The organism is Mesorhizobium sp. M0166, from assembly GCF_040322255.1.
In the GTDB taxonomy this organism is placed as follows: Bacteria; Pseudomonadota; Alphaproteobacteria; order Rhizobiales; family Rhizobiaceae; genus Mesorhizobium.
In genome coordinates this window covers 88647-112662 of record NZ_JAMYTD010000012.1, presented here as the reverse complement: position 1 = coordinate 112662, position 24016 = coordinate 88647, and the positions used below count along the sequence as shown (strand labels likewise).

Here is a 24016-nt window from a genome sequence, read left to right as displayed (position 1 = left end):
CCTATCAATTCAGCACAAGGCTTTCACTGTGACAGCAAACGCCACCATCACGATTCGGGTTTCGTCCGAAACCAAGCTGAAGCTTGAGCAGATCGCCGCTGTCACTCGGCGCAGTAAATCCGTCCTCGCGGCCGAGGCGGTTTCGGCCTATGTCGATCGCGAGCTTGAGATCATCGAAGGTATCAAAGGCGGCATGGCCGACGCGGCAGCCGGCCGTGTCATGTCCCACGACGAAGCCATGGCGGAAATCGACGCCATCATCCAAGCGGTGGAAGCCAAGCGCGCGGACAAGGCGTGAAGCGGTTCGTCGCCTGGTCGCGCGAAGCACTGGACGACATTAAACAGCAAGTCGCCTTCGTCGCACGAGAGAGCCCGGCCGCCAGACACGTCGCGCGACTGGCCGCCGGAGGAATGGCCGGATTAGCGGACTAGCTATCCAGCATCTTGTCCAGCGCCGCCTGTTCCTCGGCAGTTAACGCAGCGGTCGCCACAGAGCGGCGCGAGCGGGCGGCCAGCAGCATGAACGTCCCGCCAACGAGCAGCAGAAGAACTGGCGTCCCCCAGAGCAAGACATTGCGCAGATTGAAGCGTGGCTTCAGCAGCACGAACTCGCCGTAGCGCGAAACGACATAGTCCATCACCTGCTGGTCGGTATCGCCAGCGACCAGGCGCTGCCGCACAAGGATGCGCAGGTCGCGGGCGAGGTCGGCATCGGACTCGTCGATCGACTGGTTCTGGCAGACCATGCAGCGCAGGCCTTCCGACAAAGCGCGCGCCCGCGCCTCGAGCGCCGGGTCGGCGAGCACTTCGTCGGGCTTGACCGCCTGCGCGGCGCCGGCAAACAACAGCCCCAGCAGCAGGATCAGCGAGGCCAGTGTGACCCTGCTCATTGCGGGCTCGCCGATGGCACGGCGGCCGCGGCCTTGCGGCGCGACGGTGCGCCGACGCGCAGGCGACGGTCGAGCAGCGACATCGCCGCGCCCGCCATCATCACCAGTCCGCCGCCCCAGATCAGCGTCACCAGCGGCTTCCACCACAGACGAACGACCACGGAGCCATCGCTGCCCTCGTCGCCAAGCGAAAGATAGAGCTGGCTGAAGCCGATCGTCCTGATGCCGGATTCGGTCGTGGTCATCTGGCGCACCGGATATGAGCGCTTGGCCGAGGTGATCTCGCCGGTGACGCTGCCGTCGGCGCCAAGCAGGGCGAAGCGGCCGCGATCCTCACTGTAGTTAGGCCCCTGGGCCGGGTAGAGCCCCTCGAAGCGCAGCTTGTGGCCGGACAGTTCGACGGTCTCGCCGGCATGCATCGCCAAGATTTTTTCGGTGCCGAAGCAAAGCGTGCCGACAATGCCGAGCGTCGTCAGACCGAGGCCGAGATGCGCAAGCGCTGTGCCGAAGACCGAGCGCGGCAGGCCGGCGAAGCGCCTGAGCATGGCGGCGGGCGCGACGGTGCCGAAGCCGGATTTGACGGCGAGATCGGTGAGCGCGCCGCAGATCAGCCAGAAGGCAACGCCGACACCAAGTGCCGCCAACACCGATGCGCCATCGATGAACAGGGCCGTCACCAGCACGGCGAGCAGCGCCGCCGCGAAAGCCGCCATTAGGCGCTGGGCGACCGCGAAAATGTCGCCGCGCTTCCAGGCGAGCAGCGGCCCGAACGGCACGACGACCAAGAGCGGCACCATCAGCGGGCCGAATGTCAGGTTGAAGAACGGCGCGCCGACCGAAATCTTGTCGGCAGACAGGGCTTCGACGACGAGCGGGTAGAGCGTACCGACCAACACGGTGGCGGTGGCGGTGGTCAGGAACAGATTGTTCAGCACCAGCGCGCCTTCGCGCGAGATCGGGTGAAACAGGCCGCCGGCCGTCAGCCGGGAGGCGCGCAAGGCAAACAGCGCCAGCGAGCCGCCGATGAACAGCGTCAGGATGCAGAGGATGAAAACGCCGCGCGTCGGATCGGTGGCGAAGGCGTGCACCGAGGTCAGCACGCCGGAGCGAACCAGGAAGGTGCCGAGCAGCGACAGCGAGAAGGTCAGGATCGCCAGAAGCAGCGTCCAGATCTTCAGCGCCGAGCGCTTTTCCATGACGATCGCCGAATGCAGCAGCGCCGTGCCCGCCAGCCACGGCATGAAGGATGCGTTCTCGACCGGGTCCCAGAACCAGAAGCCGCCCCAGCCGAGTTCGTAATAGGCCCAGTAGGAGCCCATGGCGATGCCGCCGGTGAGGAACATCCAGGCAACCAATGTCCACGGCCTTACCCAGCGGGCCCACGAAGCGTCGATGCGGCCCTCGATGAGGGCAGCGACCGAGAAGGAAAAGCAGATCGAGAAACCGACATAGCCGAGATAGAGCAGCGGCGGATGGATGGCGAGGCCGAGGTCCTGCAGGATCGGGTTGAGATCGCGGCCCTCGATAGGCGCCGGATTGAGCCTGACGAACGGGTTCGACGTCGTCAGGATGAACAGGAAGAAAGTGGCGCCGATCGCGCCCTGCACGGCAAGCACATTGGCCCGGAGCGTCGCCGGAAGATTGCCGCCGAAGACGGCGACAAGCGCGCCGAAGAAGGTCAGGATCAGCACCCAGAGCAGCATCGAACCTTCGTGATTGCCCCAGGTTCCGGTGATCTTGTAGATCAGCGGCTGCAGCGAATGCGAGTTCTCCCAGACGCTCTCAACCGAAAAATCGGAGCCTGCGTAGGCGGTCGCCAGCGCCACGAAAGACAGCGCCGTCAAGGCAAAGCCGGTCAGCGCGGCCGGTGCGCCGACGGCCATCATCTTGTGGTTGCCGGTGCGCGCACCGAACAGCGGCACCATCGTCTGCACCAAGGCCAGTGCAAACGCCAGGACCAGGGCGAAATGTCCGGTTTCAACCATTGTCGCCGCGCTCGCTAGATCTTGCCGCAGGTTCTTGCCGCAAAACCGTGGAACACTTTTGCGGAACCTTCCTAGTCACTCTTGCTCTCCTGCCAAACGCCCTTGGCCTTGAGGCCGTCGGCCACTTCCTTGGGCATATAGGTCTCGTCATGCTTGGCCAGCACGCTATCGGCGACAAAGACCCCGTCAGGGCCGAACGAGCCTTCGGTGATCACGCCTTGCCCTTCCCGAAAAAGGTCGGGAAGAATGCCGGTATAGGTAACCTTGACGTCCTTCTGGTTGTCGGTCACCGAAAAGGCGACGGTGGCGCCTTGGCTACGCTCTACTGTGCCTTTTTCGACGAGACCTCCGAGCCTGATGCGCTGGCCAGGCTGAAGGCTGGCGGTGGCCAGATCGGCCGGCATGTAGAAATAGGAGGCCTTCTGGCCAAGCGCATAGAAGGTCAGTCCGGTTGCAACACCGAGAAACGCCAGCCCCGCGGCGATCACCGACAGTCGTTTCTGCTTGCGCGTCATCGTCTACTCCGTCGCCGTCACGCCGAGCGAGGCGGCAAAGGCGGTGAATTTCCTGGCCTGGTCGCTGTCGGCGCCAAAGACGGCGATACCGCGATTGAGCGCATCACGCGCCTGATCTGTCTTGCCCAGTACGGCATAGGAACGAACGAGCTGCATCCACCCTTCCTCGTCGCGCGGATTTTGCCGAAGCCTTTCGTCGAGGCCGGCAACCATGGTGCTGATCATGGCTTGCCGGTCCTGCGGCGACATCGAGGAGGCAGCATCGATATCCTCGGCGCTCGGCCCTTTCGCAGGCGTTTCCGAAGCGACGCTGCGGACGGCGGATTCGGCCAGCGCCTGCTCGACGGCGCCGCGCCACGGCGAGCCCTGCGGCAAGGCGGCAAGCATCTTTTGCCAGGCCGCCGTGGCTTCAGCTAAGCGGCCTTCCTGTGCCATGCCCATGGCGAGATAGAACGAGGCCTTCGGATTGGCCGGATCGAGCTTCAACGCCGCCTCGAACGCCGCCTGCGCCTCGGCCGAGACAATGCCGCCGGCCGCATTGGCGATCGCCTCGCCAAGACCCGCCTGGCGGGCGGCGCTGTCGCCGTCGAGGCGGATGGCATTGCGATAGGCGGTCACCGCATCGGCGTATCGCTGCATGCGCAGATAGACCGGCGCCAGCACGTCCCAGCCGCGGCCATCGGATGGGTTGGCCGCCAGGTGCGCCTCGGCGCGGGCTATCAGCTCGTCGACCGAGCTGTCGGCGGGGTTCTTGGCCAGGCGCTCGCTGAGTGGCTGCGACGGCAGGTCGGGTGAGCCGAGCTGGCCATAGAGGCCCCAGCTGACCAGCGGAACAACCAGCACGGCAGCCGTCGCCACCAGCCTTGCCGACCGCGACGGCTGCGTCGCCGTGTCGCCGGCCTGGCCGGCATTGCTCAGGCGAAGGATGCGGCGGGCGATTTCGGCGCGAGCCTCTTCGGCCTCCATTGGCTGGATCAGGCCACGCGCCATATCACGGTCAAGCTCGGCCAGCTGGTCGCGATAGACTTCAAGGTCGTGATCGCCGGCAGCGGACGCGTTCTTCGAGCCGCCGGTCAACGGCAGCAGCACCGCCAGGCTTGCGCCCAGCGTCAGGATTGCGGCTATGACCCAGAACAGCATGGCTCTTCCAATAGAACGAGACCCTTGCCCTGCCAACACAAGCGTGCTGCGACGCTTTGGCGGGGCCGCTCCGATCGATAATGCATGTCGCGCAAAAGTGTGCAGCGGTTTTGCGATAACGACCATGCATCAAAACAAGAACTTAAAGCGCGTCGCACGAGGCCGGTCGAACGCGCCGCGCTTTAGTGCCGGACCGGAATCGGCGGATCGACGGCCGGACCAGCTACGTCAGCGGCGTCCAGCTGCCGTCGGCATTGCGGCAGGCGGTTCCGCGGGCGGTGGCGCTAGCGGTGCCGGTAAACACCGTATGGGTGTATTGCCGGCAGTCCTGCGATCCGACGCGATAGGGCTGGGCGGCAACCACTTCGCCGCGATGGGCCGAACTGTCGCTCTTCCAAGCCACTTTCTGGCCGCTCGCCGTGTATTCAAGCGCCTTGTATTCCGCCTCGAGCGCGCTGCGCTTCTCGGTCTCGCTCAGGCCGGCGCCGATCGAGCTGCCGACGAGGCCGCCGCCCATGGCGGAGATGATTGTCGTCGCCACCTTGGCGCCGCTGGGGGGCGTCGCGGCCGGCGTCGCCGTAACGGCCGGGCCCTTGCCGAGCGTCGTGCAGCCGGAGACGGCGAGCAGGGCGGAAACGAGCGCGACGCGAATCTTCATGCCAATACCGGCTTTCTTGAGCTGGACCGCCGCGCTGTCAGCAGGCTGACGCGGCCATAATGTCGATGTTTGTCGGAAATTTGGCCGCAGCCGGCCACCAGGAAAAGCAATCTGGAAAAGCATTACTGAAGGCTCCGCAACCGAACCATCGCCTTCAATCCACCCATGACGGATCGTTCCAGCGCCAGAACGCCTCCATACTCGTTGACAAGGTCGGCGACAATGGCAAGTCCGAGCCCGCTGCCCGGTTTTGTCTCGTCGAGACGCCGGCCGCGCTGCAACACCTCGCGCGCCTTGTCGTCGGGAATGCCGGGGCCGTCATCCTCGATGCTGATCTCGAACAGATTGGCCGCGCCTTCCTTGCCGGCAACGGGCTTGACGGAAACGGCGACGGCGCTCCTTGCCCATTTCATCGCATTGTCGAGCAGATTGCCGAGCAGTTCCTCCAGATCCTCGCGTTCGCCGGCAAAGACGATGTCGGTGGCCGGCAGCGACAGCGACAGCGCTGTCTGCGGGTTGAGCTTCTGCAGCACCCGCACCATGCGCTGGACCAGCGGTGTCACCGGCGTCCGGTAGACGACGCTGTCGCGCTGCGCGGCGACGCGGGCACGTTGCAGATAGTGGTCCACCTGCTTTTGCATGGAGGCAGCCTGCTCAGCGATCAGCTGGCCCTTGGCGCCACCCAGCGCCCGCCCCTCATTGAGCAGCACGGCAAGCGGCGTCTTCAGCGAGTGCGCCAGGTTGCCGACCTGCGTGCGCGACCGCTCGACGATGCGCCTGTTGTTCTCGATCAGCGCATTGGTCTCGTTGGCGAGCGGTTCGATCTCGGCCGGGAAACGGCCGTCTAGGCGCTGCGCGGTTCCTTCGCGCACCATGGCAAGCGCGTTCCTCACCCGGCGCAGCGGCTGCAGGCCGAGCAGGATGGCAATCGCATTGATGGCGATCATGCCGACGCCGAACAGCGACAGATAGGTCAAAAGGCGCCGCTGGAAGGTGGCGATTTCCTGCTCGAGCTCGGTCTGGTTGCCCATGACACGGAAGCGCGCGGCGCGGTTTTTCGCATCGAGGACGAACTCGCTCTCGAACACCTCCAGTTGTTCGCCTTCGATGCCGTCCGCTGAATAGCTGCGCTGGAAGCTGGCATTGAAGGGCACCTCGGCAACGCTTGGCGACGGGATCGCCTTGGTCATCGACGACGAATGGAGATCGCCGTGCACACCTTCCGAGGCGGGCTCGACCGACCAGTACCAACCGGAATTCGGCTCCGAGAACCTCAAATCGCCAAGGTCGGGGGCGCCCGTCAACTGGCCGCTTTCGGAAACGCCGACCGAGCCGATCAGGTTGAACAGATGCGCCGAAAGCAGGCTGTCGAAACCGCGCTCGCTAGCCTGGCGATAAAGCGTGGTGATCAAGGTGAAGATGACGACCAGAGTGAGGATCGCCCAGACCGTGGAAAAGGCGATGACGCGAAACGCCACCGAACGCGGCCATGACCGCAGCGACGGCGTGTTCGAGACGGCGGGTTTTGTAGGCAGCGGTTCCGCGTTACGCCTCCGGCTTACGCATGCGGTAGCCCATGCCGCGAACAGTTTCGATCATGTCGATGCCCATCTTCTTGCGAAGCCGTCCGACAAAGACCTCGATCGTGTTGGAATCGCGGTCGAAGTCCTGGTCGTAGAGATGCTCGACCAGTTCGGTCCGGGAAACGACCTCGCCCATATGGTGCATCAAATAGGCAAGCAGGCGGAATTCGTGCGAGGTCAGCTTCAGCGGCACGCCGTCAACGTCGGCCTTGGAGGCCTTGGTGTCGAGACGCAGCGGCCCGCAGGTCAGCTCGGACGAGGCATGCCCGGCAGCACGCCGGATCAGGGCGCGCACCCTGGCCAGGATTTCCTCGATGTGGAAAGGTTTGGTGACGTAGTCGTCGGCGCCGGCGTCGATGCCGGCAACCTTGTCGCTCCAGCGGTCGCGTGCCGTCAGGATCAGCACCGGCATCTTGCGGCCGCCGCGCCGCCAGCGCTCGACCACGCTGATGCCGTCCATCTGCGGCAGGCCGATATCGAGCACCACGGCATCGTAGGGCTCGGTGTCGCCGAGAAAGTGCCCTTCCTCGCCGTCGAATGCGCGGTCGACGACATAGCCGGCATCGACCAGCGCGTCGCCGATCTGCCGGTTGAGATCCTTGTCATCTTCGACGACGAGTACGCGCATGCGGAAGGCCTGTTGAAGCTGTTCAGATATAGGCCGATTCCGGCAGACTGGGAAACGGCACGGTTCAGTTCAGCGGAACGACGATCTCCGAGCGACGGGGACGCTGCCCATCCTTGCCCGGAACGAGCACGACGATGACGCAGACCGGCTGGCCGCCGCGTGTCGACTGCGAGGCCTTGGCCAAGGTGCCGCCATTCTGCTCCGCCACCTGCTGGCCGATCGCGTAGCAGTCGGACGCGGCGAGGACGACTGGCTGAGTCCACTCGGGCGCGACAGCGGGGATCGCCATCGCTTGCGACGCAAGCAGGCCGGCGGCTGAGAGCGCCAGTGCCGCGGTCCGGAAGTGGAAGCGAAGGGTTTTCATGGCCAGCGTTCTAACGCGCCGGTGCTGAACGTGATATGAACGGTGAACGCTCGAATGCATGCCCGCCACACCCCTGAAGCGCGAGATTACCGGATTGCCATTTCGCCGCCCGGCCCCGCGAAATCGCCAATGTTTAACCTAGCCCTCCAATCCTTCGCCGACAACCGGCATCATCTGGCGGGCAGGACCATTTGGGAGGACGAAGCATCCGGCCCAAGGCAACCGATGGCAGTTCAGGCGAACCGAACCTGAAACAAAAAACCCGCCTCTGCGGCGGGTCGCTGGCGCCATCAGCACCATAGTTGAATTAGTAGCATAGCTGCCGGCACAAAGCAAGAACAAAATTGCCCGATTTGCGAAAAGGTGCCCGGTGGTCAGCCCTCGTCCTTGATCACGGCGCGGAAGCGCAGCAGCCCGTGATGGGCCGAAAGGTCCTCGTCGTAGCGGGCTTCAGCGAATTCGAGCTTGAGGTGGGCGCGGCGATGTCCGCCAAGCGAGAGTGCCGTATCGCGCAGGCGGGTGCTGACCAGGTCCATGATGTCATTGGTTTCCTTGCTGGCCTCTGATTTCGACCAGACATGCAACGTCAGCAACTGTTCTGTGTCGTTCTCCATCCCCGTTGCCCAATCGTAGACGCTGGTGCGGCCGAAGGTCATGTGGGGGAACGCAACATTTTCCGGCGCATGGTCGAACAGTCTTGCATCGCCCAGTGCCGCCGACAGGTCGGGATCGCCGTTCACTGCCTCGAATATGGCCCTCTGCAATTCGACGGCCGGCGCGGTCATCGTCTTTCCCTTCGCCCGTCGCGTCGACCTCCCGGCTGCGTAGCTGCGTTGCATGAAGGCATCCCGGCAAAGCTCGAATCAGCGCGTCTCATGCGGATTATGAACCTTCATGCTCTCAGGAATAAGCCCTACTCCTGCAACCCGCGATCCCGCGGCCTTTCGCGCCACGGACGCCCTTGAGAGTGACGCGAATTCATTTGGCATGCAGGGAGTTCGAAGAACGATGCTATGAAGATGTCTGGTTTCCAAACATTCGAGGTCGTTTTCGTACGCGAGCCACCGCTGCTGCCTGTTTTCGGAAAGCTTGGGTTCAGGGCGCCGACGGTCGCGATTGCGGCGCCGACCATGTCGATGACCATCGAAAATTTGGTCAACCGCACGCGGGAGGTGCTCTCGGCGCACGGTAGCCTGGCCCTGAAGCTGTCCGTCGTTTTGTGGACGGTGCTTGTCCTGGCGGCAGTATTCTTCGTCGCCCAAGCCTGACCGAGCGACACTCATCGATCGGGCGGAACTAAAGGACGCCAAGATGGCAAACCGCTACGCGCTGCGTATGGAACGTTCTCACTGCTGGACCGTCACCGGCCAGCCGGTCGAGCTCAAGCAGCAACCCATGGTCGGCATAAACACGCGCGATGCGGGCGGTCGATCGGCTGAACAGTCGTGACATCGCGGCGGGCGAAGGCGGACCGGAAGCGCCGAGAAAGCGTCTTGTGGACGGATCGCGACGGATCTAGCGAAAATCGGCCGCAGTCAGCACATATATGCTCCTGCGGGTGCGGGCATAGGCATTCCTGGCAACATCGTGGATCGAGTTGGAAGCCGTGTCGAATGCCGCCAGGTAGGTAGCTTCCGAGGCCGCCGTTCCCGGCTGCATCTTGGAGATGGCATCGGTTGCGACCGAGAAGGAAATCTGGAACATGCCGTCATGGCCGACGAAGCGGATGCGTTTGCTTGCCTCGTCGTAGCTGCGGCTGGGATTGGGAAATGTCAGGCTCATGATTTGGCCTCCGTCGATGCGGATACGGCATGCTTGACTGTCCGCGCCGCCCGCTTCTTCTTTGGGGCGACCGGATTCAGAGCTGCCGCCGCGCGATCCGCCTCTTCCTTGGCCAGTCGCAATTCCCTCAGCTTCGCCGTCTTGATCATCCTGGCCTTCGCCTCCGAGAGATATTCGGCAGTTGCTTTGTTCCGCTCCGCTGTTTTCTTTTGATTTTCCATGAAGCGAGCCTGAGCTTTTTCCATGATGTTCTGATTGCCTTCGGCCATCGGTAAAATCTCCCTTGCAGCGAAAGTCGTGAATGTGAGCTTCACCGTAAAATAGGTGTTCAAGGACAGAAATTCAATTTCATTAATATTCGGCAAGGCCCCGAACACCGGGGGATGGCCAAGCAAAATAATACATTCAATATTTGACATGCCCTATGAATATTTTTTGGCACTCCTATCAATCGAGTGCCAGAGCGCCTATAGAGAGGGGCGGCCGCCTAAGCCGGCCCCAGAAAGAGTCCCCATGAAATTCCGGCCACTCCACGATCGCGTCGTCATTCGGCGCGCCGAAAGCGACACCAAATCCAAGGGCGGCATCATCATCCCCGACAATGCCAAGGAGAAACCGCAGGAAGGCGAAGTGATCGCCGTCGGGCCGGGTGCGCGGGACGAAAGCGGCGTGCTGATGGCGCTCGACGTCAAGGCCGGCGACCTCATCCTGTTCGGCAAATGGTCCGGCACCGAGGTCAAGATAGACGGCGAGGACCTTCTGATCATGAAGGTGGCCGACATCATGGGCATCATCGACAAGAGCGAGATGGGCATCATCGACAAGAGCGAGATGGGCATCATTGCCAAGAGCGTGGCTGCCAAGAAGGCCGCCTGATTGGAATGCCGCGCGCCCAACCGGGCGCGCAAAGGATGCTCCAAGCTTTGATTCAGGCGCGCTGCAAGCGTCTTGCCACGACCAACCGAACTGGAAAAAATCATGTCTGCCAAGGAAATCAAATTCTCCACCGACGCGCGTGACCGCATGCTGCGCGGTGTCGAAATCCTCAACAACGCCGTCAAGGTGACGCTCGGCCCCAAAGGCCGCAACGTCATCATCGACAAGGCCTATGGCGCGCCGCGCATCACCAAGGACGGGGTGACGGTGGCCAAGGAAATCGAACTTTCCGACAAGTTCGAGAACATGGGCGCACAGATGGTGCGCGAAGTGGCCTCGAAGACCAACGACCTCGCCGGCGACGGCACCACCACCGCCACAGTGCTTGCCGCTTCCATCCTGCGCGAGGGCGCCAAATTCGTCGCCGCCGGCATGAACCCGATGGACCTCAAGCGCGGCATCGACCTTGCCGTCAGCGCCGTCGTCAAGGAAATCCAGGCCCGAGCCAAGAAGGTCAAGTCCTCAGGCGAGATCGCGCAGGTCGGCACCATTGCCGCCAATGGCGACACCAGCGTCGGTGCCATGATCGCCAAGGCGATGGACAAGGTCGGCAATGACGGCGTCATCACCGTTGAGGAGGCCAAGACCGCCGAAACCGAACTCGACGTCGTCGAAGGCATGCAGTTCGATCGCGGCTATCTCTCGCCTTATTTCGTCACCAATGCCGAAAAAATGCGCGCCGAGCTGGAAGACCCCTACGTGCTCATCCACGAAAAGAAGCTCGGCAATCTGCAGGCGCTGCTGCCCATCCTCGAAGCCGTGGTGCAAAGCGGCAGGCCGCTGTTGATCATCTCCGAGGACGTCGAGGGCGAAGCGCTGGCGACGCTGGTCGTCAACAAGCTGCGCGGCGGCCTCAAGGTCGCGGCCGTCAAGGCACCTGGCTTCGGTGACCGCCGCAAGGCGATGCTGGAAGACATCGCCGTGCTTACCGCCGGACAGATGATTTCCGAGGATCTCGGCATCAAGCTGGAGAACATCACCATAGACATGCTCGGCCGCGCCAAGCGCGTGCTGATCGAGAAGGACACCACCACGATCATCGACGGCGCCGGCGAGAAGACCACGATTCAGGCGCGCGTCCAGCAGATCAAGGGGCAAATCGAGGAAACCACTTCCGACTATGACAAGGAGAAGCTGCAGGAACGTCTCGCCAAGCTGGCGGGCGGCGTTGCCGTCATCCGCGTCGGCGGCGCCACCGAATCCGAGGTCAAGGAAAAGAAGGACCGCATCGACGATGCGCTGAACGCCACGCGCGCCGCCGTCGAAGAAGGCATCGTTCCCGGCGGCGGCGTCGCGTTGCTGCGCGCCAGGGCTGTGCTGAACGGGCTGACCGGAGCCAATGCCGATATGACGGCGGGCATTTCGATCGTGTCGAGAGCGCTCGAAGCGCCAATCCGGCAGATCGCCGAGAATTCCGGCGTCGAAGGTTCGATCGTCGTCGGCAAGCTCGCCGATAGCAAGGACCACAACCAGGGCTTCGATGCCCAGAACGAAGTCTATGTCGACATGATCAAGGCCGGCATCGTCGACCCCGCTAAGGTGGTGCGGACGGCGCTGCAGGACGCGGGCTCCATTGCGGCGCTCCTGATCACTGCTGAAGCCATGATCACCGACGTTTCAGCCAAGGAAGCCGCTGCTTCGACCGGCGGCATGGGCTATTGACCAGCTGCCGGAAACAAGCCTGAAAGACAGCCGCCGGGGTATCTTCCCCGGCGTGCCCCTCGGCAAGGAGATCGATCCATGATCGCATTCGTCCCGAAGCCAAATGCGGCGGCGAAGACCAAAGTGGCCGAGGAAAGCCGCTTCGATCGCATTCGCAGGCTTGCCGACAAGCACAGGAAAGCCGACGCCGGCACAATAGGCCGCGACCCGAAAAAGATCGCGGACAAGCGTCCCATGTGATCCGCGAGATCAGCGTCAGATCATGAGACCGGCGGCTAAAAGTCTACAGGCATCCGTTTCCAGCGCCGACGGTTGTCAAGTCAACGGCTTGTTACCTCGGCATCCCGCAAACTCGACCTGACGCTGCGGACGAGGACGAGCATGGTTTCCACCGCCTCTTCGTCAGAGAGGCCGTGGTTCTCGACAAGCGACAGCCAGGTCGTGAAGTCCAGCGCATGTCCTATCGCGGCAACGAGCAACCTTGCAGTTCCGCCATCCGGGTCGAGGTAGCCTTGTGAAAGGATCGCGACGCCTTTTGCGAGAACCTCTCGCCGGCGGGCCAGCGCGGCAGCGACAACCGGCATTTCGGCATCGCGATACAAATTGGCTAGGAGCTGCCGCTTGCGCCTGTAGTAGCTGTACAGTTGGAAAAGCGCCGTCCGGAGCCGGACTTCCGGTTCGACGATCGATCGCCAGGCTTCAGGGTTGGGGGGCGGGTCCTGGCCGAACGAATATGCCGAGCAAGCATTGAAGACCGCTTCCTCGTCGGGAAAATGGCGGTAGACGGTTAGCCGTTGCACCCCCGCTTTCTCGGCGATGGCGCTCACCGTCGTTCGCGATGGACCCACCGAACTGTGCAGATCGAATGCTGCGCGGGTGAGCGCAAGATGGGTCTCGGCCTGCTTGATCGCGCGTCGCTGCAGCCGGTATGAGCGACGCTGGCCTTCTTTCAGTGAACTCATATGATCACCGATATTGACTTGGGTGTGAATGGCTCGTAGAAATGGGTGATCGGCAGCGTACACCCATTTTCAGGAGGATGATATGGAACGCGCAGTGCCTGATCCAAGCCTCCAACGTGCGACGGCTTACTCGCCTCACAGCCATTCATCGGACCCCATCACAATTCTGCCTGGAGCTGGTGACCGCTTTGACTTGGGCGGTTTCGGCATCCACTGGAAGATAGACGGATTCCACACCGGGGAGCGCTTCTCCATCGTGCACCATCCGCTCGCCCCTCGTGCGCTGGCCGCGCCCTTGCACCGGCATCACCGTGAAGACGAATATTCATATGTGCTGAGCGGCAGTTTGGGCGCGTTGCTTGGAGAGAACGTTGTTACCGCCGGGCCGGGCACATGGCTGTTCAAGCCGCGAGGCGAATGGCATACGTTCTGGAACGCGGGCGACACGCAGTGCGAAATCATCGAGGTGATTTCGCCCGCTGGCTTCGAGAACTATTTCCGCGAACTGGCCGTCATCTGGCCAGACAGAACAAAGTCGGGCGAACTTTTGCGGAAGTACGAACTGGATATGGACTTCGATAGTGTTCCAGGCCTCTGCACCCGATTTGGACTGACATCCGCACGCACCGCCGCTGCAACGGTCGCACGGCAGAAATAGATACACGCCTGATCGCCTTGCGAGTGCATGCCGTTCGCGACGGCAGGCCGCTGCAGCAGACCCGCGAAGGTTTGACTGATTCCGCTGAAAATCACTGGGTGTGCGGGCGGCGGTACCAGGCCATTATCGCGTCTCGCCGCTGATCAGCCCGGCACGGTTCTTGACGACCGTCGCAACGAAGCGGATGACGGCGCGCACCGGCGCCTCTCGCGCAGGGCCGTCAGCATCTCACTGACGCCGCACGGGAGCCGTCTTCCCTTCGACAAACCTCCCGCTCATCTTCATCGCCCTCATCTTCATCGCCCTTGTAGGCAGCGCCAAAATGGACGAATAGTCATAGCGGCGCGCCGCCGTGAAATTGCCGGCATGCGGTTTCTCAGTTGGCGGCATCGCCGCAGCCGGATCCTGGAATGGCCAGTCCTTTGGAACCACGCAAGAGAAGAGGTCCAATCGCCGCAAGGCTGCTGGCGGTGGATGCGTGGATCGATTCCTCGGCCTACGAAGTCGGCTTCAGGGCGCGCCAGTTCTGGGAGGCGGCGACCATCTTCTCGCGGCGTTTCCGCGTCGGCGGCTGGCGCCGCGGCCTGATCGAACTGTTGAGTGAAGGCTTTACGCTCGGTGCCGGCGGCATCGTCGTGCTTTTGGCGCTGGCCTTGCCGGCCTTCCAGATAACCGCCGGCGACTGGCGCACGCAAGGCGACTTCGCCGTCACCTTCCTCGACCGCTACGGCAACGAGATCGGCCAGCGCGGCATTATCCAACGCGATTCGGTGCCGGTCGACGAGATGCCCGACCATGTCATCAAGGCGGTGCTGGCCACCGAGGACCGCCGTTTCTTCGACCATTACGGCATCGATGTGCTCGGCCTGTCGCGCGCCATATTCGAGAATGTGCGGGCAAATTCCGTCGTCCAGGGTGGATCGAGCATCACCCAGCAGCTGGCCAAGAACCTGTTCCTGACAAATGAACGGACGTTCGAGCGCAAGATCAAGGAAGCCTTCCTGTCGCTGTGGCTCGAAGCCAATCTGTCGAAGAAGGAAATCCTGCAGCTTTACCTCGACCGCGCCTATATGGGCGGCGGCACATTCGGCATCGAGGCCGCAGCCGATTTCTATTTCGGCAAGAGCGTCAAGGACCTGAACCTCGCCGAGGCAGCGATGCTGGCCGGCCTGTTCAAGGCGCCGACCAAATACGCGCCGCACATAAACCTGCCCGCTGCCCGGGCGCGGGCCAACGTGGTGCTGTCCAACCTGGTCGATTCCGGCTTCATGACCGAAGGCCAGGTGCTGCAGGCAAGATTGCACCCGGCCGAAATCGTCGACCGTGGCGAGCAGAAGAGCCCCGACTATTATCTCGACTGGGCCTTCGACGAGGTCAAGAAGATCGCCGCCAATGGCGGCCCGCACTCGCTTGTCGCCCACACCACCTTCGACGCCAACATCCAGAAGGCAGCCGAAGAATCGATGGAGTTCCACCTCCGCCAGTTCGGCAAGGAATACAACGTCACCGAGGGCGCCATCGTCGTCATCGAGACCAATGGCGCGGTTAGGGCGATCGTCGGCGGCCGCGACTACGGCGCCAGCCAGTTCAACCGCGCCACCAAGGCACTTCGCCAGACCGGCTCCTCGTTCAAGCCCTATGTCTATGCGACAGCGATGGAGCATGGCTTCACGCCGGATTCGGTGGTTTCCGGCGGACCCATCTCCTGGGGCAGCTGGTCGCCCCACAATTACAATGGCGGGTCGGCCGGCAACGTCACGCTGATCACGGCGATGGCCAAATCGATCAACACGGTGCCGGTGCGGCTGGCCAAGGATTATCTCGGCATCAAGCCGATCAAGGCGATGGCCGAGGCGATGGGCGTCGAGTCGCCGCTGGAATCGCATAAGACCATGGTGCTCGGCACGTCGGGCATGACCGTGATGGATCAGGCGACGGGCTACAGCGTGTTCGCCCAGAACGGCTTTGCCGGAACCCGGCACGGTATCAGCCAACTCTTCACTCGTACCGGCGAGGTCGTCTACGACTTCGCCAAGGATGCGCCGCCGCCGCACCGGGTGCTGTCGGAGCAGGCGCTCAAATACATGAACACTATGCTGGCTGCCGTTCCGGTGATCGGCACTGCCCGGCGCGCAGCCCTTCCAAACATCGTCGTCGCCGGCAAGACCGGTACGACCCAGTCCTACCGCGATGCCTGGTTTGTCGGCTTTACCGGCAACTACACGGCTGCCGTCTGGCTCGGCAATGACGACTTCACCGCGACCAACAAGATGACCGGCGGCACGCTGCCGGCCATGGTGTGGCAGCGGCTGATGCTCTATGCGCACCAGAATATCGACCTCAGACCGATCCCCGGCCTCGATCACCCCTTCGTCGATGCCGAAATCGCCGCCAAGGCCAAGGAAGCGGAAAAGAAGAACGCCGAACAGGCAGCAGCCGATGCCGCCGCCGAGCGTCCGCCGGTGCTGTCCAGCCGGACCACCCAGACCCTGAAGGAACTGACCAAGCTGTTCCATGCGGCACCCGTGCTCGATGCGCCCGCTGCGCCGGAGACCCTGTCGGCGCTGTGACGACCAATTCCGCGAGGCCGCTTGCCACAAGGCCCTGCGCCGCGATATCCCCGAGCGGCAATCTTTCAGTCCCGGCCTTCGGTTCCCTGCCTCCTCATGCTCAAGAACGCCTTCCTGACACTGCTCTCGATTGCCATCGCCGTCGTCGGCGGTGGCGGCAGCGTCTGGTATGCACTGAAGCTGCAGGACGGCGTCGGCGCCATCAGGATCGGCCAATGGACCGCCTTCCCGGATATCGGCACGCCGACGGCAGATCCCTATTCGAAGGCCCGCGTGGCTCGCGAAGGCGTGCTGGCGCTCGGACAGGCGGAAGGACTGTCCTTCATAGCCGAGCGCGATTCCGGCGGCGAACAGCTCAAGCGGCAATGTGCCTACAAGATTGCGGGCGGCTTTCCCACCGCCCGGTTCTGGACGCTTTATGCCGCCGACCAGTCGCTTGGCGTGGTCGGGACCGGCAAGCCGAGGCTGGCTGCGCTGCAGTCCTATCAAGTGCTGCGCCAGGCTGACAATTCGGTGGTCATTTCCGTCGGCAGCCGCCCTGCGCCCGGCAATTGGCTGCTGACCAGCGGCGCCGGCAAGATGTACCTGGTGCTTACGTTCTACGACACGCCGATCGCCAGCAGCACCGGTCTCTCGGACGTAACGCTGCCGCAGATCCAGAAGGTCGGCTGCAATGCGTAGCCTGCTGCACGCCGTGCTGCTCGGCCTGCTCGGCGCCGGCATCGTGCACATCATCGTGCTGCTGCTCGTCCCCGAGTTTTCCGAACGCGACGCCTGGTCGCGATTGGCCATGGCTTCGGATCTCTACAAGATGACCAGGCTCGACGCGGAAGCCGGCGGCGCGCCGGTGGTGAAATCGGTCGATCCGCTGTTTTATGCGGCGGCTTGCCGCTTCGACCTTGCCGAGGGGATGGTGCGGGTCAAGGCGCCGGGCAAGGTGCCGTTCTGGTCGATATCGGTCTATGACCGCGGCGGCCACAACATCTACTCGTTCAACGACCACAGCGCGACCGCAGGCGTGCTCGACACCGTTGTGCTGACGCCCGCCCAGATGATCGAGGTGCGCAAGGATCTTCCCGAGGAACTGCAAGGGGCCATCTTCGTCGAGGCGCCGATAGAGGAAGGCGTCTTCGTCATCCGTTCGTTCGTGCCCGACGACAGCTGGAAGCCGATCGTCTCGCGGTTTCTCGAACAGAGTTCCTGCGAACTGCAGGATTTTTAAGCCGGTTCCGATGCTCAGTGATGAGGTACCGGCAATGTCCCCGAAGGTCCAGGCTTGTCGGGGCCGGCCGGCCGCGTGTCGCCCGTCAGCGGCCGCTGCTCGTAGCGCACCCCGGGAAAGATGATCACTGCCGCCGGCGCGGTTTGTTGTGCTCGATTGGTTGCCGCCGTTCGCGGCACGAAAGACAGTACCATGCCCATGGTTCGCGTATTCCTCTCGGTTGCCCCGGAGCACAACGCAACGCCTCCGTAGTCGATTAAGAAGGCAGTAGGTTAACGGAGCGCTAACGGATCGCCGCTAAATTGATCTTTGTTCTTGGGAAACGCGAAACCGGTACAGCCCGGCAGAGCGCTGTCCAGATCGTGTCGAGTGTCGGGCGTATCCTTCGTGTCAGCTTCGGATTTCAGGCAAATCGCAGCAGGAGCTGAATCGGGAAAGGCCGAAAGGCTGTTTCGCGCCGCCGTGTCGGCATTCTGTTCGCTCACCCGCCCTTCGCGCCGCGAGATCGCGCAGCTCGAAGATCTGACGCTGCCGCTGTTCGATAATGTCTCGGTCGAATCGCGCCGCTACGTCGCGGCAGCCCTTTCCGAATGCGAATATGCACCCGCCGCGCTGGTGCGGCGGCTTTGCCAGGAGCGGGTCGACATCGCCGCTCCGCTGCTCATCCGCTCGCGTGCCCTCAGCGACGTCGACCTTATCGCGCTGATCGGGCGTCACGGCCTGCCGCATGCCCGTGCTATTGCCCGCCGCAAGGATCTCAATCAAACGATCGCGGATCTCATCAAAGTGCTCGAAAGGCCGACGCTGGTACGGTCGCAGCAGCCCGAGGCGACTGCCAACGCCGCGTCTGAAAACGCCGAAGTGGTTGCGGCCGATGCCAACAGGCAGGAGGCTTCCGATGCCGCCGCCGAAACTGTCCGCCACAGGCTGCGATCCATGATGCGCGCCGAGAGCGGCACCGCCATCGGTTCGTTCGTCGAGCCGCAAACCTACGTCAAGCTGCGCGAAACCGCACTGACCGGCAATGCGGCGTTCTTCCAGACAGCGCTCGCCGATGCGCTCGAAGTCGATTTTTCAACGGCGCGGACGCTTACCGTGAGCCACAACTACGCGCCGCTGCTGGCCGCCCTGCGCGCGCTCGACCTCAGCGAAGACAAGGCGTTCCTGATCACGGCCGCAATCTATCCGACCGCGTTTCCGCACCCGCAGGCGATCCGCATCTTCCTCGACCGCTACCGCCTGCTGCACCGCGACGCGGCATTGGATAGGCTCCGCGGCTGGAAGGCAGACACCGTGTCGAAAATCGTTCGCAAGCCCGGGCGCGTCGCCGCAAATGCCGACCTGCGCAAGCCGAACAACGCCGATATGACCGCCGCCCCAAAGGCGCGTCGCGTCTGAAGGCTTGCCGTTACGACGCCTTGACCGAGATAAGCTCCTCGACGGGAATGGCGCCCGCCTCGATTTCGACCACCCAGATATCCGGATCGAATCTCTTCTCGCGCTCCAGCCTCGCGTCAAAGATGGCGGCATCGTCGCCTTCGCCAAGCAGGCTGAAAAAACGGTCGTCCGGCCTGGCCGAATCGTAGCTCGTCTGCGGCGCCGGCCCGAACAGCGCCATCTCCCCCAGCCTGCCCCGCGCTAGCACGAAAACCGCGCCGGCTTCCGTCGCGCCGCGCTTGACCACGGCGGCAAAGCCGCCGGAGCTGAAAACCCGGCGCAACAGCGCCGACACCCACAGATCGGTGGTTACGCGCATAAGAAATTCCTGGACATGCGGCGGTCCTTACAGCATCGGCCGGAAGACCGTAAACGGTCTTTGCCGAGCCTACCGCCAAGCGGCCGTCACGACCCTCAGTTGGTCAGGCCGATCTCGCGCATCTTGACGTAAACGATTTCGTCGGGCTCGCCGGTCTCGGGCAGGCCGAACAGCGCCTGGAATTCCTTGATCGCCGCCTTGGTGCGCGCGCCGACGACGCCATCCAATTGCATGTCGTCATTGCCGAACGCTTTCAGTCCGGCCTGAATCTTGACGATGCGCGGATCAGGCGTTTGCGCTGCCGCATTTGCCGGTGCGGACACCGGAATGGCGGCCGGAGCAGCGGCCGTTTCGACCGGCCGCGGCACGGGATGCGGAACCACGGCCGCGGTCTTTGGCGTGGCGCCCAGTTGATCCAGCAGAACGCCGTCGATCTCGCCGGAGGCATTCAATCCGACCTTCTGCTGATAGGCTTGGATGGCCTTGCGCGTATTCGGTCCGGGAATACCGTCGACGGTGCCGGAATAGAAATCGAGATCCTTCAATATGCCCTGGACCTGTTCGACGACCGGGTCGCTCTTGATCGGCGCAGCGGCCGGACGCACGATGTTGATGGTGGTTTCGGGCTCGTCGCTGTCCGCCCGCGGAAAGCGCTCGATGCTTCTGGTGGCGAAAAACGCGCCGGCATGCGGAAAGGGCTGGTACCAAAGAGCGTTCGCCGAGACGTAGAACAGTGTCACCAGGAACGCGGTGGAGCCGCCGACCACAACAGGATTGCGCGAGATCAGGCTGCCCAGGGCCATCGCTCCGTGCTCGAAGGCATTGCCGCGGCGTTTGACCGCCTTAGGCTGTTTTGCGGAGCGACCCATTGCTCTCCCCTTTGCCACCGTCCGCTCTGACTTTGGCCGCGGACATCGGCACCACGCCGGTCTTCTCCCCCGAGCGGCCCGTCGGGCCGCTCACGGGAAGGCTGATCGTCACCGTGGTGCCCTCGCCCGGCATGCTTTCGATCGACATGGTGCCTTCGTGCAGCGCCACCAGCCCCTTCACCAGCGAAAGCCCGAGCCCGGTGCCTTCGAAACGGCGGGTATAGTCGTTCTGGATCTGCATGAACGGCTTGCCGAGATTGGCGAAATCTTCCTCGGCGATGCCGATGCCGGTGTCCCGGACCCAGAAATGCAGCCGCGAGCCGATGCGCTTGGCGCCGATGACGACATTGCCGCCTTCGGGCGTGAACTTGATCGCGTTAGAGACAAGATTGATCAGGATCTGCTGCACGGCGCGACGGTCGGCATTTATTTCGCCTGCGTCCGGCGCGATCTGGGCCTGCAAATCGATGGCCTTTGCCTCGGCTTGCAGGCACATCATCGACTGGCACATCTCGACCGCTTCGCGGAAGCGGAACGGTTCCGGTTCGGTCGCGTAGGCGCCCGATTCGATCCGCGACACGTCGAGTATTGAGGTGACGACGGCAAGCAGGTGCTGGCCCGAATCCCTGACCAGCCCGACATATTCCTTCTGGCGCGGATCCTTGAAGCTGCCGAACATCTCGTGCAGCAGCATGTCGGAAAAGCCGATGATCGCATTGAGCGGGGTGCGCAACTCATGGCTGACGACGGCAAGGAAACGTCCTTTTGCCACCTCGGCGGAGGCAGCCGCCTCATTGGCGGCGGCAAGCTCCTGGCGCAGTCCGGCCAGTTCATCGTTCTCGCGCAGAAGAAGCGTAAAGACAGTCCCCTGCGCCGGCGCGCGCATCATCTCGAGCGAGAACGGCCGGTAATTGTCGGCTGTCACGCCGCTGCTCTGCGGCAGCCGGACGCGAAGGTCGAGCCGGCGCGACAGGGCGCCATCGCGCATATCGGCCAGCGCACTGAGATACGGGACGCGGTCGGACAGATGGATGCGATCGAAAAGTCCGGTGCCGAAAAGCAACTCCGGTGGCAGCCTCAGCATCGTGCGTGCCTTGGCCGAGACGTCCAGAACCTCGCCATGCGCCGCGATTCGCAGCACGACGGCGTCGATGAGGTCTTCGAGCCGGTCGCTGCCGGCCGGATCGAGCTGTGCGCTGGCGGCGCCACGAAGCGGAGCGATACGCGGAATGAGCGTGAGTGCCCAGGCCAGTGGTACCAGCCAGTGGCATGCGGCGATTTCGGTCTGGTCGAGCGGCAAGACGGAACCGGCTAAAGGCTGCAGCAAGACTGCGACAAAGGCCGATATGGCGCCCCAGATCACGGCACGGCGCGACTGGCCGATCCACCAGGCTTCAAACGGCAGCGCCACCGCGAGCAGGGCAACCGGCGATGCCACACCGCCGGCAGCAGCGATAAGGGCACCGAGCGCAACGCTGCCGACGACCAAGGCGAGTTGGCCGGCCAGAGTCATCTTGCCCGATGCAGCCACCAGCAGGGCGGCGAACCAGCAAAGGCCGAACGCCGCAAAGATCGCAGCCACAGTCACGGCCGCACCCATGCCCGACGTGACCAGCGTCACCGCTGCACCCGCGCTGAAGAAAGGGGTCGCCAGCATGACGCCAATGAACCGGCTGTGGCGGCGACGATCGCTCTGGCCGAGCACGGACGGATGAACCATCCGTTCGCAACCGGCGGCTATCGCGCCCGGCAACTCGGCGTATCTGGCCTTGATCGCACTCAACTCAACGCACCCGGTCCTGAACGGCCCTGCTTTGCAGGCGGCTTTTGTCGATCCGAAACTCGCATCCAGCGTTTAAGGAATGGATAAGGCTGGACCGATCGTCCCCCGGCAGGCTGCAAATATCGGGATACCGGCGGGGAAAAACCGGGGCAATTGCCGCCATAGTAAACGGAGCGTTATCCGGACCGCCCGCGCCTGGCGTTGCGGCCGATGGCATCAAACTGTCACCAATGCAAAAAATAACGAGGAAAAACAAGTGGTTGGACGGTTATCATTTGCTGAATAAAATCTGAGCCTTTCGAGGCTAATGAACTTCAAAACGCTTCGTTTCGAATCTGCCTAAAATTTGAGGAAAACTGTTGCTTTCGGGACAAGCCGTCCTTTGCGCGTCTGTGCCAGTATCGCGGTACAAGGGTCGTGCGGTTCGGAGGCACGACCGTCATAGAGGACAGACAGATGGGCTTTCTGATAAGAGCTGCTTTCTGGTTTTCGCTGGTGCTTCTGGCGCTCCCACTGGGTGTCGGCGCCGATGATGCGGGCCGCGAAAGCGTCGGGCCGCTCCAGGCGCTGTTTGCCGCGCGCGAAGCCGTCGGCGACATCGCCGGTATCTGCGAGCGCAAGCCGGACGTGTGCGAGACCGGCAAATCGGCAATGCACACCATCACCGCCCGGGCGAAGGAGACCGCCAAGATTGCGGCCGCCATGCTGGACGACAAGGCCGCTGAACCCGATACGGTGACGACTACCGGCAGCGTGCCCGAGGAAATGGTCTTGCCGGCGAAAGTCGATTTGCCGGCGAAACTGCATTTGCCGGCGAAGAACTGAGACGGTTTTCGGCCGAATCCATCGCCAGACCGCAAGGCTACTCGCTTTCGGCGCCTTCGGCGTTTCTCCTCTTTTTCCGTGACGTGGCAGCGCCGGATGACTATATCCGGGGAATGACGACGACGATCCAGACCATCCGCGAGGACTTTTCCCTGCTCGACGAGTGGGAAGACCGTTATCGCTATGTGATTGAACTGGGTGAAGCGCTGCCGCCGTTTCCCGACGAGCAACGCATACCCGCCAACAAGGTGCCCGGCTGCGTCAGCCAGGTCTGGTTGACCACCGAACAGGGCGAAGGTGCCGACCCCGTTGTCACCTTCAAGGGCGATTCCGACGCCCATATCGTGCGCGGCCTGGTCGCCATCATGCTGGCGCTGTTTTCGGGACGGCCGGCCAGCGAAATCCAGAGGACTGACGCAGAGGCAACGCTAAAGGCACTCGGACTTGACGAGCACCTGTCGCCGCAGCGCGCCAATGGTCTTCGCTCTATGGTCAAGCGCATCAAGCGTGATGCCGAAGCAGCGTTGAAGCAGACCGCCTGACCGGACGGCAGTTGCCGGCACCATGGCGGGTTCGACCTTCACCCATAATACGAAACGGCGCCCGCAGGCGCCGTTTGAGTGTCAAACCGGAAGAGCCGCTTGTCAGCGTCCCTTGCGCTTGCGGCCGAGACCCATCTTCTTGGCGAGTTGCGAACGGGCGGCCGCATAATTGGGCGCAACCATCGGATAGCTCGGGTCCAGGTTCCACTTTTCGCGATACTGGTCCGGCGTCAGATCATAGTGGGTCATCAAATGACGCTTGAGCGACTTGAACTTCTTGCCGTCTTCAAGACAGATGATGTAGTCGTCATGCACCGAACGCTTCGGATTTACCGCCGGCTTCTGCTTGTCGGCAGGCGGCTGCTCGGCGGCCCCGCCCACGCGCCCGAGAGCGGCATGGACATCGGCGATGAGGTTCGGCAATTCGCCGACCGGCACGGGATTGTTGCTGACATAGGCGGCTACCACGTCGGCGGTGAGCTCGATCAGCGCGTCACTGTTTCTGGAAGGTGTTTCGGTAATATCCATGGCGTTCAGGCCCCAACGAGAATTGTTTCTGTTTGCGCCCGTTTCGATAGTTGGGCATCGCGCGAACTTGTGCAGGAAAAAGCCTCCGCGATTCGCGTCGCGGCATCTTAATGGGCCGGGCCGCCAAGTAAGTCAATTCGCTTCTTTCGGTCTATTCA

General features: G+C 62.9%; 30 protein-coding genes. 13 read left to right on the top strand and 17 right to left on the bottom strand.

Annotated features, from left to right (window positions below; all coding sequences use genetic code 11):
- Positions 1 to 28: 28 nt before the first annotated feature.
- Positions 29 to 298 carry a CopG family ribbon-helix-helix protein gene (locus NKJ46_RS15825; RefSeq protein WP_352665900.1) on the top strand — a complete coding sequence of 90 codons (270 nt, stop codon included), beginning with the start codon at positions 29 to 31 and terminating at the stop codon, positions 296 to 298.
- A 130-nt stretch (positions 299 to 428) separates the two neighbouring features.
- Here NKJ46_RS15825 and NKJ46_RS15820 read toward each other — a convergent pair whose 3' ends face one another.
- The 9 genes from NKJ46_RS15820 to NKJ46_RS15780 all read right to left on the bottom strand — a co-directional run bounded on the left by NKJ46_RS15820 (position 429) and on the right by NKJ46_RS15780 (position 8548).
- Positions 429 to 890: a cytochrome c-type biogenesis protein gene (locus NKJ46_RS15820; protein WP_352665899.1), complete on the bottom strand. Its 462-nt coding sequence runs from the start codon at positions 888 to 890 to the stop codon at positions 429 to 431.
- Positions 887 to 2875 (bottom strand): heme lyase CcmF/NrfE family subunit, encoded by a 1989-nt coding sequence (locus NKJ46_RS15815; protein WP_352665898.1) that lies wholly within the window; start codon positions 2873 to 2875, stop codon positions 887 to 889. The genes NKJ46_RS15820 and NKJ46_RS15815 overlap by 4 nt, the downstream gene beginning before the upstream one ends.
- Positions 2876 to 2946: 71 nt before the next feature.
- The gene (gene ccmE / locus NKJ46_RS15810; protein WP_352665897.1) at positions 2947 to 3390 is read right to left on the bottom strand and encodes a cytochrome c maturation protein CcmE; all 444 of its coding nucleotides are present in this window, start codon (positions 3388 to 3390) and stop codon (positions 2947 to 2949) included.
- 3 nt (positions 3391 to 3393) lie between these two features.
- Positions 3394 to 4530, bottom strand: a complete 1137-nt coding sequence (ccmI, locus tag NKJ46_RS15805; protein ID WP_352665896.1) for a c-type cytochrome biogenesis protein CcmI — start codon at positions 4528 to 4530, stop codon at positions 3394 to 3396.
- 223 nt (positions 4531 to 4753) lie between these two features.
- Positions 4754 to 5188, bottom strand: a complete 435-nt coding sequence (locus tag NKJ46_RS15800) for an RT0821/Lpp0805 family surface protein (protein ID WP_352665895.1) — start codon at positions 5186 to 5188, stop codon at positions 4754 to 4756.
- A gap of 122 nt (positions 5189 to 5310) precedes the next feature.
- Positions 5311 to 6723 (bottom strand): ATP-binding protein, encoded by a 1413-nt coding sequence (locus NKJ46_RS15795; protein WP_352665935.1) that lies wholly within the window; start codon positions 6721 to 6723, stop codon positions 5311 to 5313.
- A 10-nt stretch (positions 6724 to 6733) separates the two neighbouring features.
- Entirely contained in the window at positions 6734 to 7399 is a 666-nt protein-coding gene (locus tag NKJ46_RS15790) for a response regulator transcription factor (protein ID WP_023718390.1), read from the bottom strand.
- Between the two features lie 64 nt (positions 7400 to 7463).
- On the bottom strand, positions 7464 to 7763 hold the full coding sequence (locus NKJ46_RS15785; protein WP_352665894.1) for a hypothetical protein: 300 nt from the start codon (positions 7761 to 7763) through the stop codon (positions 7464 to 7466).
- Between the two features lie 374 nt (positions 7764 to 8137).
- Entirely contained in the window at positions 8138 to 8548 is a 411-nt protein-coding gene (locus NKJ46_RS15780; protein WP_352665893.1) for a DUF3168 domain-containing protein, read from the bottom strand.
- A gap of 234 nt (positions 8549 to 8782) precedes the next feature.
- Between NKJ46_RS15780 and NKJ46_RS15775 the strand changes: the two genes are divergently transcribed.
- Both NKJ46_RS15775 and NKJ46_RS15770 read left to right on the top strand, forming a co-directional pair.
- On the top strand, positions 8783 to 9031 hold the full coding sequence (locus NKJ46_RS15775; RefSeq protein ID WP_352665892.1) for a hypothetical protein: 249 nt from the start codon (positions 8783 to 8785) through the stop codon (positions 9029 to 9031).
- A 43-nt stretch (positions 9032 to 9074) separates the two neighbouring features.
- Positions 9075 to 9212: a hypothetical protein gene (locus NKJ46_RS15770; protein WP_352665891.1), complete on the top strand. Its 138-nt coding sequence runs from the start codon at positions 9075 to 9077 to the stop codon at positions 9210 to 9212.
- 66 nt (positions 9213 to 9278) lie between these two features.
- On the opposite strand, the gene NKJ46_RS15765 is transcribed toward NKJ46_RS15770, so the two are convergent.
- Together NKJ46_RS15765 and NKJ46_RS15760 are read right to left on the bottom strand one after the other, a co-directional pair.
- Positions 9279 to 9545 (bottom strand): DUF1488 family protein, encoded by a 267-nt coding sequence (locus NKJ46_RS15765; protein ID WP_254819951.1) that lies wholly within the window; start codon positions 9543 to 9545, stop codon positions 9279 to 9281.
- The gene (locus NKJ46_RS15760; protein ID WP_292658482.1) at positions 9542 to 9814 is read right to left on the bottom strand and encodes a hypothetical protein; all 273 of its coding nucleotides are present in this window, start codon (positions 9812 to 9814) and stop codon (positions 9542 to 9544) included. The genes NKJ46_RS15765 and NKJ46_RS15760 overlap by 4 nt, the downstream gene beginning before the upstream one ends.
- A 244-nt stretch (positions 9815 to 10058) precedes the next feature.
- Here NKJ46_RS15760 and NKJ46_RS15755 point away from each other — a divergent pair, with 244 nt between their 5' ends.
- The 3 genes from NKJ46_RS15755 (at position 10059) to NKJ46_RS15745 (ending at position 12383) form a co-directional block, all read left to right on the top strand.
- Positions 10059 to 10421: a co-chaperone GroES gene (locus tag NKJ46_RS15755; RefSeq protein ID WP_352665890.1), complete on the top strand. Its 363-nt coding sequence runs from the start codon at positions 10059 to 10061 to the stop codon at positions 10419 to 10421.
- Positions 10422 to 10523: 102 nt separating this feature from the next.
- Positions 10524 to 12143 carry a chaperonin GroEL gene (groL, locus tag NKJ46_RS15750; protein WP_352665889.1) on the top strand — a complete coding sequence of 540 codons (1620 nt, stop codon included), beginning with the start codon at positions 10524 to 10526 and terminating at the stop codon, positions 12141 to 12143.
- Positions 12144 to 12221: 78 nt separating this feature from the next.
- Entirely contained in the window at positions 12222 to 12383 is a 162-nt protein-coding gene (locus NKJ46_RS15745) for a hypothetical protein (protein WP_352525670.1), read from the top strand.
- An 80-nt stretch (positions 12384 to 12463) separates the two neighbouring features.
- On the opposite strand, the gene NKJ46_RS15740 is transcribed toward NKJ46_RS15745, so the two are convergent.
- On the bottom strand, positions 12464 to 13168 hold the full coding sequence (locus tag NKJ46_RS15740; RefSeq protein WP_352665888.1) for a TetR/AcrR family transcriptional regulator: 705 nt from the start codon (positions 13166 to 13168) through the stop codon (positions 12464 to 12466).
- Positions 13169 to 13187: 19 nt separating this feature from the next.
- On the opposite strand from NKJ46_RS15740, the gene NKJ46_RS15735 reads away from it, so the two are divergent.
- From NKJ46_RS15735 to NKJ46_RS15720, 4 genes are all read left to right on the top strand, one after another.
- Positions 13188 to 13763, top strand: coding sequence for a cupin domain-containing protein (locus NKJ46_RS15735; RefSeq protein ID WP_352665887.1), 576 nt, complete (start codon positions 13188 to 13190; stop codon positions 13761 to 13763).
- A gap of 410 nt (positions 13764 to 14173) precedes the next feature.
- A complete protein-coding gene (locus NKJ46_RS15730; protein ID WP_352665886.1) occupies positions 14174 to 16333 on the top strand; it encodes a transglycosylase domain-containing protein in 2160 nt (719 codons plus the stop codon).
- Positions 16334 to 16429: 96 nt separating this feature from the next.
- Positions 16430 to 17014 carry a DUF1214 domain-containing protein gene (locus tag NKJ46_RS15725; RefSeq protein ID WP_352665885.1) on the top strand — a complete coding sequence of 195 codons (585 nt, stop codon included), beginning with the start codon at positions 16430 to 16432 and terminating at the stop codon, positions 17012 to 17014.
- Positions 17007 to 17555, top strand: a complete 549-nt coding sequence (locus NKJ46_RS15720) for a DUF1254 domain-containing protein (protein ID WP_292658433.1) — start codon at positions 17007 to 17009, stop codon at positions 17553 to 17555. Before NKJ46_RS15725 ends, NKJ46_RS15720 begins: the two co-directional genes overlap by 8 nt.
- 14 nt (positions 17556 to 17569) lie before the next feature.
- Here the strand turns inward: NKJ46_RS15720 and NKJ46_RS15715 are convergent, their stop codons facing one another.
- Positions 17570 to 17755 carry a hypothetical protein gene (locus NKJ46_RS15715; RefSeq protein WP_352665884.1) on the bottom strand — a complete coding sequence of 62 codons (186 nt, stop codon included), beginning with the start codon at positions 17753 to 17755 and terminating at the stop codon, positions 17570 to 17572.
- 187 nt (positions 17756 to 17942) lie between these two features.
- On the opposite strand from NKJ46_RS15715, the gene NKJ46_RS15710 reads away from it, so the two are divergent.
- Positions 17943 to 18953 (top strand): DUF2336 domain-containing protein, encoded by a 1011-nt coding sequence (locus tag NKJ46_RS15710; protein WP_352665883.1) that lies wholly within the window; start codon positions 17943 to 17945, stop codon positions 18951 to 18953.
- Between the two features lie 10 nt (positions 18954 to 18963).
- Here the strand turns inward: NKJ46_RS15710 and NKJ46_RS15705 are convergent, their stop codons facing one another.
- The 3 genes from NKJ46_RS15705 to NKJ46_RS15695 all read right to left on the bottom strand — a co-directional run bounded on the left by NKJ46_RS15705 (position 18964) and on the right by NKJ46_RS15695 (position 21900).
- Positions 18964 to 19311 carry a DUF1491 family protein gene (locus NKJ46_RS15705; RefSeq protein WP_352665882.1) on the bottom strand — a complete coding sequence of 116 codons (348 nt, stop codon included), beginning with the start codon at positions 19309 to 19311 and terminating at the stop codon, positions 18964 to 18966.
- A gap of 95 nt (positions 19312 to 19406) precedes the next feature.
- Entirely contained in the window at positions 19407 to 20180 is a 774-nt protein-coding gene (locus NKJ46_RS15700; RefSeq protein ID WP_352665881.1) for a peptidoglycan-binding domain-containing protein, read from the bottom strand.
- Positions 20155 to 21900, bottom strand: a complete 1746-nt coding sequence (locus NKJ46_RS15695) for a sensor histidine kinase (RefSeq protein ID WP_352665934.1) — start codon at positions 21898 to 21900, stop codon at positions 20155 to 20157. Before NKJ46_RS15695 ends, NKJ46_RS15700 begins: the two co-directional genes overlap by 26 nt.
- Before the next feature lie 519 nt (positions 21901 to 22419).
- Between NKJ46_RS15695 and NKJ46_RS15690 the strand changes: the two genes are divergently transcribed.
- Together NKJ46_RS15690 and NKJ46_RS15685 are read left to right on the top strand one after the other, a co-directional pair.
- Positions 22420 to 22788 carry a DUF5330 domain-containing protein gene (locus NKJ46_RS15690; RefSeq protein ID WP_352665880.1) on the top strand — a complete coding sequence of 123 codons (369 nt, stop codon included), beginning with the start codon at positions 22420 to 22422 and terminating at the stop codon, positions 22786 to 22788.
- A 113-nt stretch (positions 22789 to 22901) separates the two neighbouring features.
- On the top strand, positions 22902 to 23330 hold the full coding sequence (locus NKJ46_RS15685; RefSeq protein WP_352490832.1) for a SufE family protein: 429 nt from the start codon (positions 22902 to 22904) through the stop codon (positions 23328 to 23330).
- 102 nt (positions 23331 to 23432) lie between these two features.
- Here NKJ46_RS15685 and NKJ46_RS15680 read toward each other — a convergent pair whose 3' ends face one another.
- Positions 23433 to 23858, bottom strand: a complete 426-nt coding sequence (locus NKJ46_RS15680) for a Ros/MucR family transcriptional regulator (RefSeq protein ID WP_023677844.1) — start codon at positions 23856 to 23858, stop codon at positions 23433 to 23435.
- Positions 23859 to 24016: the final 158 nt, after the last annotated feature.

Bases quoted from the DNA above. Each gene is read 5' to 3' on its own strand.
- NKJ46_RS15820 (WP_352665899.1), bottom strand. From the start codon at position 890: ATGAGCAGGGTCACACTGGCCTCGCTGATCCTGCTGCTGGGGCTGTTG.
- NKJ46_RS15815 (WP_352665898.1), bottom strand. From the start codon at position 2,875: ATGGTTGAAACCGGACATTTCGCCCTGGTCCTGGCGTTTGCACTGGCC.
- ccmE (WP_352665897.1), bottom strand. From the start codon at position 3,390: ATGACGCGCAAGCAGAAACGACTGTCGGTGATCGCCGCGGGGCTGGCG.
- ccmI (WP_352665896.1), bottom strand. From the start codon at position 4,530: ATGCTGTTCTGGGTCATAGCCGCAATCCTGACGCTGGGCGCAAGCCTG.
- NKJ46_RS15800 (WP_352665895.1), bottom strand. From the start codon at position 5,188: ATGAAGATTCGCGTCGCGCTCGTTTCCGCCCTGCTCGCCGTCTCCGGC.
- NKJ46_RS15790 (WP_023718390.1), bottom strand. From the start codon at position 7,399: ATGCGCGTACTCGTCGTCGAAGATGACAAGGATCTCAACCGGCAGATC.
- NKJ46_RS15785 (WP_352665894.1), bottom strand. From the start codon at position 7,763: ATGAAAACCCTTCGCTTCCACTTCCGGACCGCGGCACTGGCGCTCTCA.
- NKJ46_RS15780 (WP_352665893.1), bottom strand. From the start codon at position 8,548: ATGACCGCGCCGGCCGTCGAATTGCAGAGGGCCATATTCGAGGCAGTG.
- NKJ46_RS15775 (WP_352665892.1), top strand. From the start codon at position 8,783: ATGTCTGGTTTCCAAACATTCGAGGTCGTTTTCGTACGCGAGCCACCG.
- NKJ46_RS15770 (WP_352665891.1), top strand. From the start codon at position 9,075: ATGGCAAACCGCTACGCGCTGCGTATGGAACGTTCTCACTGCTGGACC.
- NKJ46_RS15765 (WP_254819951.1), bottom strand. From the start codon at position 9,545: ATGAGCCTGACATTTCCCAATCCCAGCCGCAGCTACGACGAGGCAAGC.
- NKJ46_RS15760 (WP_292658482.1), bottom strand. From the start codon at position 9,814: ATGGCCGAAGGCAATCAGAACATCATGGAAAAAGCTCAGGCTCGCTTC.
- NKJ46_RS15755 (WP_352665890.1), top strand. From the start codon at position 10,059: ATGAAATTCCGGCCACTCCACGATCGCGTCGTCATTCGGCGCGCCGAA.
- groL (WP_352665889.1), top strand. From the start codon at position 10,524: ATGTCTGCCAAGGAAATCAAATTCTCCACCGACGCGCGTGACCGCATG.
- NKJ46_RS15745 (WP_352525670.1), top strand. From the start codon at position 12,222: ATGATCGCATTCGTCCCGAAGCCAAATGCGGCGGCGAAGACCAAAGTG.
- NKJ46_RS15735 (WP_352665887.1), top strand. From the start codon at position 13,188: ATGGAACGCGCAGTGCCTGATCCAAGCCTCCAACGTGCGACGGCTTAC.
- NKJ46_RS15730 (WP_352665886.1), top strand. From the start codon at position 14,174: ATGGCCAGTCCTTTGGAACCACGCAAGAGAAGAGGTCCAATCGCCGCA.
- NKJ46_RS15725 (WP_352665885.1), top strand. From the start codon at position 16,430: ATGCTCAAGAACGCCTTCCTGACACTGCTCTCGATTGCCATCGCCGTC.
- NKJ46_RS15720 (WP_292658433.1), top strand. From the start codon at position 17,007: ATGCGTAGCCTGCTGCACGCCGTGCTGCTCGGCCTGCTCGGCGCCGGC.
- NKJ46_RS15715 (WP_352665884.1), bottom strand. From the start codon at position 17,755: ATGGGCATGGTACTGTCTTTCGTGCCGCGAACGGCGGCAACCAATCGA.
- NKJ46_RS15705 (WP_352665882.1), bottom strand. From the start codon at position 19,311: ATGCGCGTAACCACCGATCTGTGGGTGTCGGCGCTGTTGCGCCGGGTT.
- NKJ46_RS15700 (WP_352665881.1), bottom strand. From the start codon at position 20,180: ATGGGTCGCTCCGCAAAACAGCCTAAGGCGGTCAAACGCCGCGGCAAT.
- NKJ46_RS15695 (WP_352665934.1), bottom strand. From the start codon at position 21,900: ATGGTTCATCCGTCCGTGCTCGGCCAGAGCGATCGTCGCCGCCACAGC.
- NKJ46_RS15690 (WP_352665880.1), top strand. From the start codon at position 22,420: ATGGGCTTTCTGATAAGAGCTGCTTTCTGGTTTTCGCTGGTGCTTCTG.
- NKJ46_RS15685 (WP_352490832.1), top strand. From the start codon at position 22,902: ATGACGACGACGATCCAGACCATCCGCGAGGACTTTTCCCTGCTCGAC.
- NKJ46_RS15680 (WP_023677844.1), bottom strand. From the start codon at position 23,858: ATGGATATTACCGAAACACCTTCCAGAAACAGTGACGCGCTGATCGAG.